Source organism: Prevotella phocaeensis, assembly GCF_900065875.1.
Lineage (GTDB): Bacteria > Bacteroidota > Bacteroidia > Bacteroidales > Bacteroidaceae > Prevotella > Prevotella phocaeensis.
Window position 1 is genome coordinate 21319 of the sequence record NZ_LT160615.1, and the last position, 18408, is coordinate 39726.

At 45.8% G+C, this 18408-nt stretch carries 16 protein-coding genes and 1 pseudogene; 9 read left to right on the top strand and 8 right to left on the bottom strand.

All coding sequences use genetic code 11. The features are described 5' to 3' along the window. Positions 1-476 precede the first annotated feature (476 nt). On the top strand, positions 477-1901 hold the full coding sequence (locus BN3912_RS00085) for an MATE family efflux transporter (RefSeq protein ID WP_004368366.1): 1425 nt from the start codon (positions 477-479) through the stop codon (positions 1899-1901). A 3-nt stretch (positions 1902-1904) separates the two neighbouring features. Here BN3912_RS00085 and BN3912_RS00090 read toward each other — a convergent pair whose 3' ends face one another. Next, positions 1905-2243 carry a hypothetical protein gene (locus tag BN3912_RS00090; RefSeq protein ID WP_023984774.1) on the bottom strand — a complete coding sequence of 113 codons (339 nt, stop codon included), beginning with the start codon at positions 2241-2243 and terminating at the stop codon, positions 1905-1907. 590 nt (positions 2244-2833) lie between these two features. Here BN3912_RS00090 and BN3912_RS00095 point away from each other — a divergent pair. The 6 genes and pseudogenes from BN3912_RS00095 to BN3912_RS00120 all read left to right on the top strand — a co-directional run bounded on the left by BN3912_RS00095 (position 2834) and on the right by BN3912_RS00120 (position 9047). Further along, positions 2834-3094, top strand: a complete 261-nt coding sequence (locus BN3912_RS00095) for a DUF3836 domain-containing protein (protein ID WP_023984775.1) — start codon at positions 2834-2836, stop codon at positions 3092-3094. Between the two features lie 95 nt (positions 3095-3189). Next, positions 3190-4029, top strand: coding sequence for an ABC transporter ATP-binding protein (locus BN3912_RS00100; protein ID WP_023984776.1), 840 nt, complete (start codon positions 3190-3192; stop codon positions 4027-4029). Further along, positions 4026-4892 (top strand): hypothetical protein, encoded by an 867-nt coding sequence (locus BN3912_RS00105; RefSeq protein ID WP_023984777.1) that lies wholly within the window; start codon positions 4026-4028, stop codon positions 4890-4892. The genes BN3912_RS00100 and BN3912_RS00105 overlap by 4 nt, the downstream gene beginning before the upstream one ends. A gap of 10 nt (positions 4893-4902) precedes the next feature. Beyond that, entirely contained in the window at positions 4903-5262 is a 360-nt protein-coding gene (locus tag BN3912_RS00110; RefSeq protein WP_023984778.1) for a GntR family transcriptional regulator, read from the top strand. A gap of 31 nt (positions 5263-5293) precedes the next feature. After that, on the top strand, positions 5294-8107 hold the full coding sequence (locus BN3912_RS00115; RefSeq protein ID WP_004368372.1) for a M16 family metallopeptidase: 2814 nt from the start codon (positions 5294-5296) through the stop codon (positions 8105-8107). 454 nt (positions 8108-8561) lie between these two features. Further along, a pseudogene (locus BN3912_RS00120) lies at positions 8562-9047 on the top strand (RNA polymerase sigma factor). A gap of 57 nt (positions 9048-9104) precedes the next feature. Here the strand turns inward: BN3912_RS00120 and BN3912_RS00125 are convergent. The 5 genes from BN3912_RS00125 to BN3912_RS00145 form a co-directional block, all read right to left on the bottom strand. After that, positions 9105-9752, bottom strand: coding sequence for a DKNYY domain-containing protein (locus tag BN3912_RS00125; RefSeq protein WP_023984781.1), 648 nt, complete (start codon positions 9750-9752; stop codon positions 9105-9107). Between the two features lie 163 nt (positions 9753-9915). Beyond that, positions 9916-10947, bottom strand: coding sequence for a recombinase RecA (gene recA / locus BN3912_RS00130; protein WP_023984782.1), 1032 nt, complete (start codon positions 10945-10947; stop codon positions 9916-9918). 72 nt (positions 10948-11019) lie between these two features. Beyond that, the gene (locus tag BN3912_RS00135; protein ID WP_023984783.1) at positions 11020-12213 is read right to left on the bottom strand and encodes a saccharopine dehydrogenase family protein; all 1194 of its coding nucleotides are present in this window, start codon (positions 12211-12213) and stop codon (positions 11020-11022) included. Positions 12214-12267: 54 nt separating this feature from the next. Then, on the bottom strand, positions 12268-12870 hold the full coding sequence (locus BN3912_RS00140; protein ID WP_004368379.1) for a DUF6621 family protein: 603 nt from the start codon (positions 12868-12870) through the stop codon (positions 12268-12270). Between the two features lie 112 nt (positions 12871-12982). Beyond that, entirely contained in the window at positions 12983-13465 is a 483-nt protein-coding gene (locus BN3912_RS00145; protein WP_004368380.1) for a hypothetical protein, read from the bottom strand. 159 nt (positions 13466-13624) lie between these two features. Between BN3912_RS00145 and bcp the strand changes: the two genes are divergently transcribed. Both bcp and BN3912_RS00155 read left to right on the top strand, forming a co-directional pair. Further along, the gene (bcp, locus tag BN3912_RS00150) at positions 13625-14077 is read left to right on the top strand and encodes a thioredoxin-dependent thiol peroxidase (RefSeq protein ID WP_023984784.1); all 453 of its coding nucleotides are present in this window, start codon (positions 13625-13627) and stop codon (positions 14075-14077) included. 739 nt (positions 14078-14816) lie between these two features. Beyond that, positions 14817-17099 (top strand): GH92 family glycosyl hydrolase, encoded by a 2283-nt coding sequence (locus BN3912_RS00155; RefSeq protein WP_036859905.1) that lies wholly within the window; start codon positions 14817-14819, stop codon positions 17097-17099. Between the two features lie 297 nt (positions 17100-17396). Here BN3912_RS00155 and BN3912_RS00160 read toward each other — a convergent pair whose 3' ends face one another. Both BN3912_RS00160 and pssA read right to left on the bottom strand, forming a co-directional pair. Further along, positions 17397-17660, bottom strand: a complete 264-nt coding sequence (locus BN3912_RS00160; RefSeq protein WP_023984787.1) for a DUF4834 family protein — start codon at positions 17658-17660, stop codon at positions 17397-17399. A 10-nt stretch (positions 17661-17670) separates the two neighbouring features. Then, positions 17671-18408 carry a CDP-diacylglycerol--serine O-phosphatidyltransferase gene (gene pssA / locus BN3912_RS00165; protein ID WP_023984788.1) on the bottom strand — a complete coding sequence of 246 codons (738 nt, stop codon included), beginning with the start codon at positions 18406-18408 and terminating at the stop codon, positions 17671-17673.

An 18408-nucleotide genomic window follows, 5' to 3' on the forward strand; every position in this document is an offset into this window, starting at 1 on the left:
AGGCAGAAAGATTAGGATAACAGACAGACGTTTGAGAGAAATAAAGAGAGTTATAGTCGGGTGTTGAAGGTATTAGTAAGGCAAAAAGATCAGGATAAGGAATAAAGGTGTTGGTTTAAGGTAAACGAAAAGATTGTAATAAGGACGACAGACACCGACAGAGAATGTTCAATAGGTGAGAGATAAAATCAAGTTCTAAAGGTAAAGGTTTTTAGGTTTAGGTATGATGAAAAGCCATGTTGCAGCATCAGCTGCACTGGCAATGTGGGCGGGAGACAGGCAAGAGCGTTCATGTTCGCCCCGCTTTTTTAGAGAAAAGGTATAGAAAGATTATATTCAGTGGCGATTCCAATTGATTTGGAACCGCTTTTTTGTTTCTTATAGGTTATAAAATAGGGCATGAAGGCTACTAAAAAGTAATCGGTATACACACTATATGAATTTAAAACAGTAACTTTGCACCATTAACGTAATATATGTTTTCGAGTAAAAGCAGCGATAGATTATTGGCACAGATCCGCGATGGAAAGTCCATGACGGGTACAGAGAAACTTAATCTTATTATCGGATTAAGTATTCCTTCGATGTTGGCACAGGTCACAAGTGTGCTGATGTTCTTCATCGATGCATCGATGGTAGGCTCTTTGGGGGCACAGGCATCGGCATCGATCGGCTTGGTCGAGTCTTCTTCATGGCTGCTCGGAAGCATTACAATGGCTACCTCGATGGGCTTTTCTGTGCAGGTAGCACACTTTGTCGGTGCAAATAACTTCGATAAAGCGCGACAGGTGTTCCGTCATGGCATTGTTTGTTCCCTGTTGTTGAGCCTTGTTGTGGCCCTCATCGGCATACTCATTCACCGTTCATTGCCTTTCTGGCTCGGCGGAGGACCCGATATAGCCCGCGATGCATCACATTATTTCCTCATCGTAGCCCTTACCATGCCGTTTTTGCAGATAGAAAATCTGTCGGCATCTATGCTGAAAAGCACCGGTAACATGCGCATTCCGAGCGTCGTGAGCGTACTTATGTGCGTGCTGGATGTCGTTTTTAACTTCCTGTTGATATTCCCTACGCGCGAGATAACGCTCCTCGGCTTCTCTTTTACGATGCCCGGAGCCGATTTGAGAGTAATAGGCGCTGCTCTCGGCACGGCCCTTTCATACATTTTTACAGCATTGCTTTTGGCGTGGTTTGCCATGTGTAAGAGCAAGATACTTGCCCTTCGGCTCGACAGGGAACGCTTCCGATGGGTGTGGGACTATGTGCGCAACGCCGTTAAGATAGGTACCCCCATGGCTTTGCAGTCTATGCTGATGAGTGGAGCACAGATAGTCAGCACCATTATTGTGGCCCCATTGGGCAACTACGCCATAGCCGCGAATACGTTTGCAATTACAGCCGAGAGCCTTTGTTATATGCCCGGCTATGGTATTGGCGATGCTGCAACCACGCTGGTAGGGCAAAGTTGCGGTGCCGGCAGGTACGACCTCTGCCGGAGTTTTGCCCGTATGACGGTGTTCCTCGGTATGGCTGTGATGGCTGTAATGGGATTTATCATGTATATCTTTGCCCCCGAAATGATCGGAGTGCTTACTCCGGTAGAAGAAATACGTACGCTCGGCGTGCAAAGTTTGCGCATCGAAGCCTTTGCCGAGCCTTTCTTTGCTGCCTCAATCGTTGCCTACAGCGTTTGTGTAGGTGCCGGCGATACGCTGAAACCCGCGTTGATAAATCTCGGTTCCATGTGGCTTGTGCGCCTTACAATGGCTGCCGCACTCGCTCCCCGCTATGGTCTAAAGGGCGTATGGCTCGCTATGGCGGCAGAACTTACCTTGCGCGGTTGCCTATTTTTGTACAGATTGTTCCGCGGCAACTGGCTTAAAGTGCAGGTAACCTGACCGTTAGTTTGAGTAACCTGCGCCGATTGTTATTGACGGAGGCGGCGGCAACAGGCGGTCGTCGAGCATGTTGAAGCTCACAACCCTGCCTTGATAGAAGTCTATCAGGATGATTTTGTATTCCAAGTTTACGTATCTTTTGTATTCCCATTGTTCGGTTGTTTCCGTAAAACGCTTGTTATCGGGCGATCCTTTCATAATGGCACGCACTTCATCCTTGGTTTGTCCCAGTTCTATTCTGTCGAGAGTCTTGCCCGACATCATGCCGGAAGTTCCGCAAGAAGAGAAAGATAAGGCAATCGTCAGGCCTATAAAGAAAGTAAAAATCCTTGTTTTCATCATCGTATCTTTTAAGTTTTTCTATTGCGAAGATACGTAGAAAAGTCTTTGTCTGCATGGGATTTCCCCTATAAATGTGTATAGAAATCCCTATGGGTTGCGGGGGGTGGGACCTCCCCCGGCCCCTCCGAAGGAGGGGGGTGCCTTGCGGAAGTGGGATATAACAGGGATATTACGGCCTCCCCCAGCCCCTCCGAAGGAGGGGGGTGCCTTGCGGAAATGGGATAGATGGAAGGTATAGCAACCTCCTCCAATCCGTATTCTCCCCCTACAGGGGGGGAAGTAGAGGGGGGCCGTGCGACCAATTGATTACGAATATATTATAAATGCCTTTCTTACATTGCCTATCTAAGAACCTTAAACGGGCGTTCTAACGGACTTAGATGAGGCGTCTGTCCTTGCCGGTTATACCGCTTAACGTATTCATTCTGTATTGTAAACGAATGTTAAATATAGAGTTGCCGGTGAAAAAAGTTAGGAAAATGTTTGGTAGATATGTTTTCTATGTATTATATTTGCAGTGTACTATTATAGTAGTACACTTGAATAAGGTAAAATAAGCATTAAAATAACAACTTCAAAGATCCTCAATTATGGAAACGGTCATAACCTCCACATCAGTTTCTGCTATGTATTTGGACTTGTCTACAACTGCCGCAGGCAGGTTTTGTTATAATGCCGATAGCGATAAGAGTAATATCTGTTGTGTGGAGGTGGCCGGTAAAAAAATAATATTTCTCTCTCAGAAACTTCAGTATGGCTTCACTTACGACGACCGGAGGCGTCCGGCGTCTAAGGAAGCCTTGAAGTGGAACGTAGGAAAACAGGCCTGTGAGCAGGCCTATATGTGGTAATTTCGAAACTTCATCGGTATTCATACGTTTGCAGGTCGTAAGCTCCAAGCGGTTTAGCACCCGAATTTAATACCTTTATATAATAAGAAAAAGCTATGATAAAAGTAGAAAACATGTCGTTCGGTTACAAGGATATGACCGGTAATCTGTTCGACCATCTGAATTTGGAGATCGAAGAGGGACGCATATATGGGCTGCTCGGCAAGAACGGAGTGGGTAAATCAACGCTGCTCTATCTGCTTGCAGGACTGATATTTCCACAGGAAGGTACCGTTAATGCCGATGATCGTGAGGTACGTAAGCGTCAGCCGGAAACGTTGGGCGACATGTTCATCCTGCCCGACGAGTTCGAATTGCCCGCCGTTTCCATAGAGACGTTTCTCGAAATGCGCACGCCTTTCTATCCTAAGTTCCGCAGAGAGGTCTTCGATGAGTGCCTCCGGGCGTTCGAAGTTGAAGACAACGTGGCACTTAAAAGTCTCTCTTTGGGCCAGAAAAAGAAGGTATTGATCAGCTTTGCGCTCGCTTTAGGCGTGAAATATCTATTGTTAGACGAGCCTACCAATGGCTTGGATATCCCGTCGAAGGCCCAATTCCGCAAGTTGGTGGCCGGTTTGGTAACCGAAGAGCAGGCTGTTATCATCTCTACACATCAGGTGCACGACGTCGATTCGCTGCTCGATCATGTGCTGATCATAGGCTCCGACCACGCTATGTTGGATGTTTCGATCGAGCAGATAGGTCGCCGATATGCGTTCGAGTACCGCTCGCAAGCCGAAATGACCGCCGATGTAATTTATTCGCAGCCGTCGCTTCAGGGCAATGCGACTATTGTGAAGCGCAGCAAGGAGATGGAAGAAACGCCGGTAAACATAGAGCTTTTCTTCAATGCAGTAACCAAAGGATTAATTAAAAACGAGGAGGAGGCGTTATGAAACATACTGTCAGTTACAAGAAAATAGGCCTGTTGTTGAAGAATGATCTGCTGCTTCACAGGCGTAGCATTATGCTGTTAGTGCTCGCGATGACCGGTATCGTCTTCCTGTTGGGCATGTGCGTCATGAGCGGATTATTCGGAGACGGAAAAGACATGTCTAAGATATTTTCGCTGACAACGCTGCAGAATAGGGCCATTATGGTATCGAGTTACGCAAGCTATGTGGTTTATATTGCATCATTCGTTGTGGTTACCCGCGTTTTTGTAAACATGGAACACAGGTATGGCGATATAGAATACCTGACGATGCCAGCAACCAATTTCGAAAAGTGGCTCGCCCGCGTGTTCTATGTATTGCTTGTGGCCGTGGTACTCTCTGTATTTGCCTATTATGCAGGTATCGCCTTGTGCGTGCTGGTTACTTGGTTGTTCGACGCGCAGGCTGCTTCTGTCTTATGGAATATCGATACCAATACGGTCTTGAAGTCCATTCATCTCGATAAGATAGTAGGACTAAGCGGCTATTCCCTGCTGGCAAACTTCGGTGTATTGATGTTCGGCATCTTCGGAGGTACCTGTTATCGCCGCAATGCGTGGCTCTTTACGCTGCTATGGCTGCTGGGTTTCTTCGTCGTATTTAATTTTGGCGTCGGTATCTTCATGATCATAAGCGGCTTTATGGACGCTGTAGATAAGGAAGATGCGGCACTTGCCGATTTTATAAGTACCTTCTTGCAATGGCTTGTGTTGGTTATGGGTGTCATAGGCGGCGTTTCGTGCGTGCTGTTCGGGTGGCTTTCCTACCGTAAGTTCTGCCGCCGACAGTTAGAGATGAATAAAGTAAAAATAATAAAGAGATAAAATCGGTCTTATGAATTTCAGCAACGATAAAGCTATTTACGTGCAGATGGCCGATCGACTGTGCGATGAAATATTGGAAGGCACCTATAAAGCCGATGACAGAATACCCAGTGTGAGGGAATATTCGGTAATGCTCGAGGTGAATACCAATACGGCTGTCAAGGCTTATGAGCTGCTTGCACGCGAACAGATTATATATAATAAGCGCGGACTGGGCTATTTCGTAGCCCCCAAAGCGCGCGAACAGATACTCTCTTCGCGCAAGAAAGAGTTCATGGAAACCACGCTTCCCGATGTTTTCAGGCAGATGCGTCTGCTCGATATCGACATGGCGGAGGTGACACAGGCATGGCTCAATATGAATAAATAGTATGAACGTAAACTAAATTAATACAAACAACATGAGATTAAAACAATTTTTTGCAGCGTTGCTGCTGCTTGTTACGGCAAGTGCTCAGGCACAACAAATGCCGCCGATACCGGTGGATAAGGACGTAAGGATAGGGAAACTCGACAACGGACTTACCTATTATCTGCGCCACAACGACTATCCGGAGCACGTGGCCAGCTTTTATATCGCCCAGAAAGTGGGATCTATCAACGAAAACGATGACCAACGTGGGCTTGCACACCTACTTGAACACATGGCATTTAACGGTTCCGAGCACTTCAAAGATAATGCCATGCAGGAGTATCTGCAGAGCATCGGCGTGGAATACGGCCGAAATCTGAACGCTTTTACGGCTATGGATAAGACCGTTTACTACATTACAGACGTGCCTACCAAGCGTATTTCGGCACTCGACTCGTGTCTCTTGGTGCTCAAAGACTGGTCTAACGGGCTCACACTCGATGCAAAAGCCATCGACGAGGAGCGCGATATCGTGCACAATGAATACCGCATGCGTATCATAGGTGCACAGAAAATCCTCGAAAAAGTATTGCCCCAACTCTATCCGGGCAGTAAATATGGCGAGCGATTTCCTATAGGTTTGATGAGTATCATCGACGGATGTAGCCCCGAGACCTTGCGTGCATATTACCGAAAGTGGTATCGTCCCGACAATCAAGGCATCATTATCGTGGGCGACATCGACGTTGCACGCACGGAAGATAAGATAAAAGAGCTGTTCGGAAGTACTAAAGTGCCTGCCGATGCGGCCAAGGTAATACCCGAACCCGTGCCCGATAACGCCGCTGCCATCTATGTAATCGGCAAAGACAAGGAGATGCAAGCGGATATATTCCAAGTGTTTATGAAGCACGATGCTACGCCCGATGCCGAGAAGGACAACATGGGGTATTTGATAGAAGACTTTGCTAAAGATATCATAACGCGCATGTTGAACGCACGTTTGGACGAAAAGGCGCAAAATACAGACTGTTCGTTCCTGCAAGGCAGGGTAGAAGAGGGCGAATATCTGTTCTCGCGTACCAAAGATGCACTGTCTGTATTGGTGGTACCCAAGGAAGGTAAGGACATCGAAGGACTGAAAGAAGTGCTTCGGGAACTAAAAAGAGCGCATGATTTCGGCTTTACTGCGACCGAATTCGAGCGTGCCAAAGCCGATTATATGAGCGGTCTTGAAAAGAAATATAATAATCGTGCCAAGACTCCTTCCAATGAATATTGCGAAGAATACGTAGACAATTTCATTGAAAACGAACCTATTCCCTCAATCGAAGACCGCTATCAGATACTCAATCAGGTGGTCCCGATGCTGACGGTAGATGTTCTTAACGGCATGAAATCGCAGCTTTTCTGCGAAAACGATACCAATTTGGTGGTGTTAGCCATGCTTCAGGAGAAAGACGGAAAGCAATACGTTACCGCCGATCAGCTGAAACAAGCTGTCAACAGCGTGCGAACAGAGCAGCTGACAGCCTATGTCGACAACGTTAAACAGGAGCCCTTGATGACACAGATGCCCAAGAAAGGCAAGATAGTAAAAGAAACAACCGACACGAAACTGGGCTTTAAGAGGCTTACATTGTCGAACGGTGCAACCGTAATGATGAAGAAAACCGATTACAACGCCGATGAAATACTGATGAATGCCACATCGCAGGGCGGTAGCTCGGTATTCGGAAAGGCCGATATCAACAACCTGCAGGTGGCAGATTATCTGCTCGGACAGAGCGGACTGGGCAACTTCAACAATACGGAGTTGCAGAAAGCGCTCGCAGGCAAACAGTGTTCTACCGCTTTCAGTATTAAGAATGCCACACATTCGCTTAGCGGAAAGACCACACCCAAAGACCTCGAGACCATGATGCAGCTCGTTTATCTCGATTTCACCGCCGTGAAAAAAGATGAAAAAGCGGCAAAGAGCACGCTCGATATGTTTGCATTGAGCATGAAAAATGCCGGTCTGAACCCCGATCTTGTATATATGGACTCGGTTAACAGCACCCTCTATCGGGGCAATAAGCTATTCCGTTTGCCCACCGAGAGCGACATCAAGGCCGTTAACTACGACCGTGTGTTGCAGATAGGTAAACTGCTTTACGGTAACGCAGCTAACTTTACCTTTACTTTCGTGGGCAATTTCGACGAAGCAAAACTACGCGGTTTCATCGAACAGTATATTGCCTCGCTGCCCTCAAGCAAGAATATGTTGAAGGCAAAAGAAATGAGAACCTTTGCTAACGGCACTGTTAAGAATGAGTTTACCAAGAAGATGGAGAACCCGCAAGCACAAGCTAACGAGATTTGGCGGTCGGGTGCGGTGCCTTACACGCTCGATAATGTTGTGAAACTCGACGTTGCAGCACGCCTGCTCGATATGACTTTCAACCGTACCATCCGCGAACAGCTCTCGGCGGCATATCATGCAGGGGCCGAAAGCGAGTGCGATGACGACGGTTTACAGACTTTCCTCATCATCAAGGGCATAGGTAAATTAAATCCGGACAAGGCATCTACGGCCATTCCTTACTTCATGAAAGGCTTGAAAGAGACCGTCTCGCAGCCGAATGCGGACGACCTGAATAAGGTAAAGCAGATACTTTTGAAGCAGGCAGACGTGGATAACAAGACCAACAGCTATTGGATTTCGGTATTAGGTACGCTGACCAAGCATGGCGTAGACGTGAACAGCGACTACAAGAAAACCATCGAAGCCGTAACACCTGTAAGCATTAGCGCCTTCTTAAAGGATGTAATTCTTAAGAGTAACAACCGTGTAGAGGTGATCATGATGCCGGCTAAGTAGGCTGTCTTTTTACTCGCCCCCCTCTAACTCCCCCCTATAGGGGGAGTACATGGATTGGAGGAGGTTGCAAGATAGTACTCCTCCCTTTGGAAAGGGGAGGCTGGGAGGGGATGATATACCGTAAATCAACTCGGTTCATCCCCTTTTTGTCTCTCTTTTTTAAGGGGAGAAGTACGATTAGAACCGAAGTTGATTTCTTTTCGGCGTATAATCCGTTAGAGATAGATATACCGTTTAAGTGTGTTAGAGTACCCGTCTAAGCACCTTAGATAGGTAATGTAAGAAAGGTATTTATATTAAATTCATAATCAATTGGTTGCATGCTCCCCCTCTACCTCCTCCCTGTAGGGGGAGAACATTGATTGGAGGAGGTTTGAAAAATATTCTTATTTCCATGTAGTTTATTGCAGACAGTTGCGTCTAATGTGCAGAATAACGAGTAAAATAATACGGAATGGCAATGAATGAAGCGCAAGACAGATTTACTCTTTTGGTAAAACAGCACAAGAGCACCATCTATACAGTGTGTTATATGTTCTCGAATAATCGTGACGAAGTGAGCGACTTGTTCCAAGAGGTGCTGGTAAGACTGTGGAAAGGATTTGCCTCTTTCGGCGGCAGAAGCGATGTACGCACGTAGATTTACCGTGTTAGTTTGAACACATGTATCTCGTCCGACCGTAAGAAAAGGCGCATGCAGCCGGTTTCTTTGGACATGAATGTAGACCTGTATGCCGATAACGCCGCCGATACCCGACAGATAGACCTGTTGCACAAGCGCATCGGAAGGCTGCAACCTTTCGATCGTACCGTCGTTCTGTTGTGGCTCGAAAACATGAGTTGCGAAGAGATAGCCGCTATAGTTGGCATCGGCGTGAAGAATGTTTCGGTGCGTCTTTACCGTATCAAGGAACAACTAAAACGTATGTCTAACGATTAAATAGAAGTTGAAATGATGGAAGACGAATTGGAAACCATGCGTCGACAAATGATGTTGTTACTCTACACGTTTCCCATACGCATAAGTATGGAAAGTATCTTCGGCATAACCGTTGCCTAAGAGCTTAAAGCTATCGGGGCTGGCACCGTCTATTCGCTTGCCGAGATAGTACACATGGAAAGTGTCTTTGGCGTATCCGTCGCCTATATTTTGAAAAGAATCTGAGTTAGAAACGTTGATTTGCTCGCCCATGAAGTAGGCATGAAAGGTGTCGCGGGCATATCCGTCGCCCAAATCCTTAAAGTTTTCGGCCCATGCGCCCTTCACCTTTTTGCCTCGGAAAATCACGGTGTTGCTCGTAATAATGTAGTTTATCGGGCCGTAGTACTCGTCGTAAGGCGGATAATCGTCGGGATAAGGCTGATAGGCAGGCATCTTGAGCCGGAAAGACGCCGGATCTACGTATGCCAAAACCTGCCCGTTGAGGTAAACATTGAATCGGTCTTTGGCATAACCGTAACCTAATATCATGAATGTACGGGCATCTGCACCGCGCAAGGGATAGTCGTGATAATAGGCAATACCGCCTCTTACCGAGTAATCGGAGATATAATTCTGGGCGTAGGCTCCCATAGCGATGCCGAGAAAGAGGACGACTGTTGCCGTTAACCGACGGGAGTAACGGCGGAAAGTATTTGTTTTCATGTTCTTTAAATGTTTGTTTTACTATTTTACGGATGATGCAAATCGGGCCCGACCGTAACGTCTTGTATGGCTTCATACCCGATATGCCGGCTTTATTTTGAGCTTGTGTGGAAACAATGACGACCGATGTCATAGGATATATGGCATCGGTCGTTCGTACATATCAGGCTTTATCGGCAATTGCCTGCTTGATCTGGCCTTCCAATTCTTCGCAAAGTTCGGGATTATCCTTGAGCAATGTCTTTGTTGCATCGCGACCTTGCGCCAGTTTAGAGCCGTTGTACGAGAACCAACTGCCACTCTTTTGAATGATATTGAACTCGACTCCGAGGTCTAAAAGTTCTCCCACCTTGCTTATTCCCTCACCGAAAGGAATTTCAAACTCGGCCTTTCGGAACGGTGGAGCTACCTTGTTCTTCACTACTTTTACGCGAACTTGGTTGCCAACGATTTGGTCTCCGTCTTTTATAGATGTGATCTTGCGGATATCCAAGCGCACTGAAGCATAGAATTTCAGTGCGTTTCCGCCCGTTGTTGTTTCCGGATTGCCGAACATAACGCCTATCTTTTCGCGCAATTGGTTAATGAATATGCACGTAGTATTGGTCTTGCTGATGGTGCCGGTGAGCTTCCTAAGCGCCTGACTCATCAGGCGTGCTTGCAATCCAACGGCACTGTCGCCCATGTCTCCCTCTATTTCTTTCTTGGGAGTGAGTGCGGCTACCGAGTCTATAACCAATATGTCTATGGCCGAAGAGCGTATCAATTGGTCGGCTATTTCGAGTGCCTGTTCGCCGTTGTCGGGCTGCGAAATCCAAAGATTGTCTACATCTACGCCGAGTTTTGCCGCATAGAAACGGTCGAAGGCATGCTCCGCATCGACGAAAGCCGCAATGCCTCCTGCCTTTTGAGCCTCTGCAATGGCGTGCAGAGCGAGCGTTGTTTTACCGGAAGACTCAGGACCATAGATCTCTATGATGCGCCCCCGCGGGTAACCGCCCACGCCAAGAGCGGCGTCGAGTCCTATGCTTCCCGTAGGAATAACCTCCACATTCTCTATCTGTTCGTCGCCCATACGCATGATAGAACCCTTTCCAAAGTCCTTTTCAATCTTCGACATTGCTGCCTGAAGTGCTTTCAGTTTGCCATCCTGCGTGCTGTTGGCAGCGTTATCTTCTAATTCTTTTTTTGCCATATCGTGAATAATTTAATAGCGTTGTGTATGTTTATTGTGATTGTTTTGCCGTTTAGGTGCCGCTGTTTGTGCTTACAATTCGAGGTCTCCGTTGAATATTTCGTGCCAAGGCAACCCTTGTTTGTTGAGTTGTTCCATAAACGGATCGGGATCGAAATCCTCTACGTTCCATACGCCCGGCCTCTTCCATAGCCCTTTAAAGAACATCATTGCGCCGATCATGGCCGGTACGCCCGTGGTGTAGCTTACACCTTGCATGCCTGTTTCTTTGTATGCGTCTTGATGTTTGCAGTTATTGTAAACGTAATAAGTCTGTTCTTTGCCGTCTTTCATACCGCGTATGCGGCATCCGATGCTGGTCTCGCCTTCGTAGTTGGCGCCCAAATCCTGCGGATTCGGCAATACAGCCTTGAGAAACTGTAGGGGTACGATCTCCATGCCGTTGTAGTTGATGGGCTTGATGCTTGCCATACCGATGCCCTGAATAACACGCAAGTAGGTTAGATACTCCTGTCCGAAGGTCATCCAGAACCGTGCTTGCCTGATAGAGGGGTAGTTTTTTACGAGACTTTCGAGCTCCTCGTGATGCATGAGGTAGCTTTCACGCGGGCCGATGTTGGGGTATGTCAGCGGTTTGTGTATTTCCAACGGCTCGGTTTCTATCCATTTGCCGTCCTTATAGTAAAGACCTTTCTGCGTTATTTCGCGAATATTGATCTCCGGATTGAAGTTTGTAGCGAACGATTTGTGGTGGTTACCGGCATTACAGTCTACAATATCGAGGTATTGAATTTCATCGAAGTGGTGCTTGGCGGCATATGCAGTGTAGACACCACTAACTCCCGGATCGAACCCACAGCCAAGTATGGCGGTCAGACCGGCCTTTTCGAAGCGATCTTTATAAGCCCATTGCCATGAATATTCGAAGTGTGCCTCGTCTTTAGGCTCGTAGTTGGCCGTGTCGAGATAGTTTACGCCGCAGGCAAGGCAGGTGTCCATAATCGTCAGGTCTTGATAAGGCAGCGCCAAGTTGATAACCATTTCGGGTTTATAGTCGTTGAACAGTGCTTTCAGTTGCTCCACATCGTCGGCGTCTACCTGTGCTGTTTTGATGTTAGGATTGCCTATTGCCTTGACAATAGCATCGCACTTCTCTTTACGACGAGAGGCAATCATGAACTCAGAAAATACATCTGCATTCTGTGCAATCTTGAATGCAGCCACCGTGGCGACGCCTCCGGCGCCGATCATCAATACTCTTCCCATACGAATGTTTATTGTTTTGTTGTTATATATGCTGTTTACACGGGCTGGCAAGGGTTATTTTATCTCGTCTGCCCTGATGCCCAACGCACTCATCAGCGAGTATCCAAGGATTTCCTGACGATAGTTTCCGCCCAGCAGGGGCTGCATGGAAAACACGGTGATACGCTTGCTGTCGTCATCAAGATAGTGCAGCGTGCTGCGTATGCTGTCGAGCATGCCCTCCTTTTCGGTATCGGGAATAATCATAATGCGTTTTACATCGACCTGCGCACATACGGTGCGAAGCACATCGATGAAGAAACCGTCGGCGCCGACCATATCTTCTACCGGAAACGAACTCACGATAAACTCGCCCAGATTGTCCTTGAAAGCCTTTCCGTTAAGCTCCTCTTCATAGGCAGAAGGCACGAAGTTTTCCATCTTCCGGCGGTTTTTATGGTGGATGAGCACCACCTGTGTCTGGTGTTCACCTTCGCGCAGTCCGCCGTCGAGACTTATGCAATCTATCCAGCGGGCCATGTCTGCCTGTGGTATGTGACGTCCTATCATGCGTTCGAAATTGACAATGAGGTTGAAAGCCACGTTGTCTATGTAGTCGGCATCGGCAATAATTACGTTTTCACTCCATTTTATATTATCCGTATTCTGTGCGTTCATACATGCAAAGATAATGATTTAACTTGGATATATGATGCGAATAACAATAAAAATGCGTAAAACTTCGGCTGAAAATGATATGTTTTCGTATGAATGTGAAGGGAATGCGAGATCAGTATTTATCCAAGATGCGTTTCATTTTTTCGCGTTCTTTCTTCGATACATGGCGCTTGCTACGGTCGAACATACTGAAAAAATCGAAACTTATCCCGCTTGTTGCCGGCGCTGCTGCGGCTGCCTCTTGCGCCATCTTCTTGACATCGATGCCCACATGCGGCGCCTTTGCTGTGATGATAACTTCTTGTAATTTATTGAATTTGGGCACAAGATAGATGGTATCTGCTTGTGCTTTCTCCGGTGGAAGCTCCAAAGTGTAGTAATTGGGGTGGGAGAGGACGAGCCTTCTGAATGCCTTGAAGATGGTAAATTCGCCCTTATAATTGGTCTTAGTGTTCTCATTGGTGTTGGTATAGGCGAGGATATCGCGCAACGGGCGGCGCGTTTCCAAGTCTATCACCACATGCTTGTGCTGTGCAAAGCATCCATCCGGCAGTGTCGAACCGATAAATACGAAGACCAAGCCTATTATTTTCATCGGCTCAAAAGTAAATAAACTGGTAATATCTTGCAAATATCGGATGATTGTTTAAAGTGTTTTTATGTTTGTTTTGCTTTAGTTAGAATAGTGTTTTCTTGTATATATTACAAAAAAGCCGTATCTTTGTCTGCGTCAAATCTTAAAAACGAAACGAATATGCAAATAGGAGACAAGGCCCCTCAAGTGCTGGGAATCGATCAAGACGGTAAAGAAATACGGCTTAGCGATTATGCCGGTAAGAAATTGGTGTTGTATTTTTATCCGAAAGACAGTACATCCGGTTGCACTGCAGAGGCTTGCAACCTGCGCGACAACTATGCCCAATTGCGCAAAGAAGGCTATGAGGTGGTAGGTGTAAGCGTACAGGACGGGCGTTCACATAAGAAATTCATCGAGAAGAATGCACTTCCGTTCCCGCTGATTGCCGATACGGAGAAAACACTTAATGAGTCTTTCGGCGTTTGGGGTGAGAAGAGTATGTACGGACGCAAGTATTTCGGTACGTTCCGTACCACGTTTATCATCGGTACGGATGGTAGAATAGAGCGCATCTTTATGCCTAAAGAGATAAAAGTGAAAGAACATGCCGCCCAAATATTGGGGGAGTAGGGGCTCTTTGCAGCCGGAAGGCCCTCGTTAGAAAATGCAATTGTAAATCGTATCTCCAAACTGAAGTTAATATAATAAGAAAAATGACCTTGACACAGTTCAACTTACACTATCTTTTTCTGAATTGTGTTATAGCGATATACAGATGTTCTAAGAAAGATAGGTATGCCGTGTATATGGCTTGTAACGGCATCCTATTGTATTTACAACGGCATCCTACGTGTAGTTTATGATCGATTTTCAGAAGATATCGAGTGCTTGCAATAGCACTTTTCCTATTGAATATGTTCAGTAAACAATTTTATTACTCTTGCATCCACTTATTGATTTTTACGACATAAGGTGTATAAATTCGAGTGGTTCTTACAATCTTCTTGAATACTCTATTAATAATTCTGTAATATTTCTGTTGGAGTATAAAGTGTAGCTTTTGATAATTAAGGCATCATTCATTACTGTTTTCGATTTCCGAGAAGAGTTAGATAACTGTTGTATGATATCCCGATGATATAACAACTCATGATTTGAATAACCAAGAAAACAAATATATAGATTTTTCCGGTCATTTGTCTGTACCGTTATAAGACGGTAAATTATGTATCTTTTTATTTTCCGTATTCTTTTTCACGAACTTACATATTATTTGCCACTTACTTTTTATACGTTACCAAATACCATATATTTCAAGAAAATATCGTATATTTGCGCCATAGAAAACATTATAACTAAACCTATATTTATGAATTTATCGAAAATTTGTTTATCTGCACTGATGCTATTCGCAGCACTTGCAGCCAATGCAGACAGCAAGATGGCACCGGTAGACTACGTTAATCCGCTGGTAGGTACGGAATCTAAGCACTCTCTTTCTACCGGAAACACCTATCCCGCCATAGCTATGCCATGGGGAATGAACTTTTGGATGCCCCAAACAGGTAAGATGGGCGACGGATGGGCATACGTTTATTCGGCCGACAAGATACGGGGTTTCAAGCAGACACACCAGCCCAGTCCGTGGATCAACGACTACGGACAGTTCGCAATCATGCCTGTTACGGGTAAGCTTGTGTTCGACCAAGACCAGCGTGCCTCGTGGTTCTCTCACAAAGCAGAGATTGCTAAACCTTATTATTATAAGGTATATCTTGCCGATTATGACGTAACAACCGAGATTACCCCCACCGAACGCGCCGCCATCTTCCGCATCACTTTTCCACAGACAGACAATGCGTATGTCGTGGTAGATGCTTTCGATAACGGTTCTTATATAAAAGTCATACCGTCTGAAAACAAGATTATTGGCTATACTACGAAGAATAGTGGCGGTGTGCCTGATAATTTTAAAAACTACTTTGTCATTAAGTTCGATAAACCTTTTGTTTACAATGCTGTCGTATCAGAAAGCAAAATCAGCGAAAATAAGGTTGAAACGGCAAGTAAGCATGCCGGTGCCATCATCGGATTTAAAACCAAGCGCGGCGAGCAGGTGCATGCACGCGTCGCATCCTCGTTTATCAGCTTCGATCAGGCGGAACTCAATCTGAAAGAGTTGGGCACACATAGTTTCGACCGGATATGTGCCGATGGGCGCGAAACATGGAACAAAACGCTCGGAAAGATAGAAGTAGAAGACCGAAACATCGATCATTTGCGCACGTTTTACTCTTGTTTGTATCGCTCAGTGCTCTTTCCGCGTATGTTTTACGAGAAGAATGCCGATGGCAAAATCGTACATTACAGTCCGTTCAATGGTAAAGTATTGCCCGGATATATGTTTACCGACACTGGCTTTTGGGACACTTTCCGCAGTCTCTTCCCGCTGCTGAACTTAGTATATCCTGAGATGAACCGAAAAATACAGGAGGGCTTGGTAAACGATTATAAGGAAAGCGGCTTTTTACCCGAATGGGCCAGTCCGGGACATCGTGGCTGCATGGTGGGCAATAACTCGGCATCTGTTGTGGCCGATGCTTATATGAAAGGTTTGCGGGGCTACGATATCGGGACGCTGTGGGAGGCTGTAAAACACGGCGCCAATGCTGTTCATCCTTCCGTTTCCTCTACCGGACGTCTCGGATACGAGTATTATAACAAGCTCGGGTACGTGCCCTATGATGTAAAAATCAACGAAAATGTAGCGCGCACTTTGGAATATGCTTACGATGATTGGTGCATCTATCAGTTGGGAAAAGCCCTCGGAAAGTCGGAAAAAGAATTGGCTCCGTTTAAGAAACGCGCGCTGAATTACCGCAATGTGTTCGATAAAGAGACCAAACTGATGCGGGGCAGAAACAAAGACGGCAAGTTCCAAAGTCCATTCAATCCGCTGAAATGGGGCGATGCTTTTACCGAAGGCAACAGCTGGCATTACACTTGGTCTGTGTTCCACGATCCACAAGGACTCATAAACCTGATGGGCGGCAAGAGTATGTTCAATGCCATGCTCGATTCAGTATTCAACCTGCCGCCCGTATTCGACGACAGTTATTATGGTGGCGTGATACACGAAATACGCGAAATGCAGATTATGAACATGGGTAACTATGCACACGGCAACCAACCTATACAGCACATGATCTATCTATACGATTATTCCGGCCAGCCTTGGAAGACGCAATATTGGGTTCGCGAAGTGATGGATCGCCTTTATAATGCCAATCCCGACGGTTATTGCGGCGATGAAGACAACGGACAAACCTCGGCATGGTATGTATTCTCAGGCATGAGTTTCTATCCGGTATGTCCGGGTTCTAACGAGTATGTACTCGGCACACCGTATTTCGACAAGGTAACTTTGCATCTCGACAACGGAAACACGGTAACGATCATTGCCGATAATAACAGTCCTGCCAACCGTTATATACAATCTATGAGCCTCAACGGAACCGTATACGACAAGAATTATCTGACACACACCGACCTTCTAAACGGTGCAACCGTTAGATATACAATGGGTGACATGCCCAACAAACAGCGGGGCACATCCGCAGCTTCTGCACCTTACTCTTTCTCCAAAAAGTAAACTATAGCCGGCCAAATACACCGGAGCAACTCTCTATACATCAACAAAACCTCCGCCGTTTCCCATCTATATAATATAATAAAGATATAGACACAAGCGGCGGAGGTTTTCAAATGTCTTTTTCTCTCTCATTAACAACTTTTGTTTCATTCCTTGTACCTCTCAAAAATAAAAATTACTTTTACGTTATCGAATGAAAAACACGATTATTTATGCTACATGTTTATACTACATGAGGCTATAAAAAAGATATTAATATTATTAAGAAGATCAATAAAACACAATGATGTTTATGATCTACTCTTGATAATCCACGTATTCGCCTTCGTCTTTGGAGAATATTTTTTTATTGGCTTCCTGCAGTGTACGTCTGTCGATAATAGTTTCTTCGTCGCCCGCTTCACTATGCGTATGAGATGAGTGGTGGTGGTGTTTATTCATTTGGCGCCTGAAATTGTCGGCAGCCTGATGAATCTGGCTATATAAACGATATGCAAATAGTGCAATAATGAGCACTATAGCGATAAAAACAAGTAGAATAAAATTGAGAAAAGTGGCCATATACGAAAGATTAGTCGGGCTTCTGTTCGTCCTTGTCCTTAGTCTTAAGAGCGATATAACACGAAATAACAAAGTACAGAGATATGACTAACCAAAAGCCGTTGAGCGCTCCAAATAAGAAAAGTATGACGACTGAAGTTAAGATAAAACCGTATTTCACTTCGTTTCCATGCCATCCCCAATGCTTGAATTTTAGAGCGAACATGGGTATCTCTGATACCAATAGCCACGAACTGAGACATACAAGTGCGAGAAGCACGAAAACCATGTAAGGAGAATGTTCGAAATATGCAGCTCGGCTGATGAGCAATGAGCCCCAAAATAGCGCATTGGCTGGAGTAGGCAGCCCAATGAAAGACGTTGTTTGGCGTTCGTCGATATTAAATTTTGCCAGCCTGAGTGCCGAAAATGCGGCCATAACAAAAGCGAAATAGGGTAGATAAGTACGTAAGGGCTCCATAAAGTACGGATAATCCATTACACTTAATTCCACAAAAATAATAGCAGAAGGAGCAAAGCCGAAAGTGATATCGTCGGCAAGCGAGTCGAGTTCTTTCCCTATCGGCGAAGATACATGGAACAGACGGGCGCTCATGCCATCGAAGAAGTCGAATATCGCACCGATAATGATCCATGCCAGTGCCCATACCATATTGCCGGAAAATGCAAAAAAAGTAGCGATACAGCCCGAAATCAGATTGCAGCACGTAAGAGTATTGGGAATGTTTCTTGTAATGAAATTAGCCAT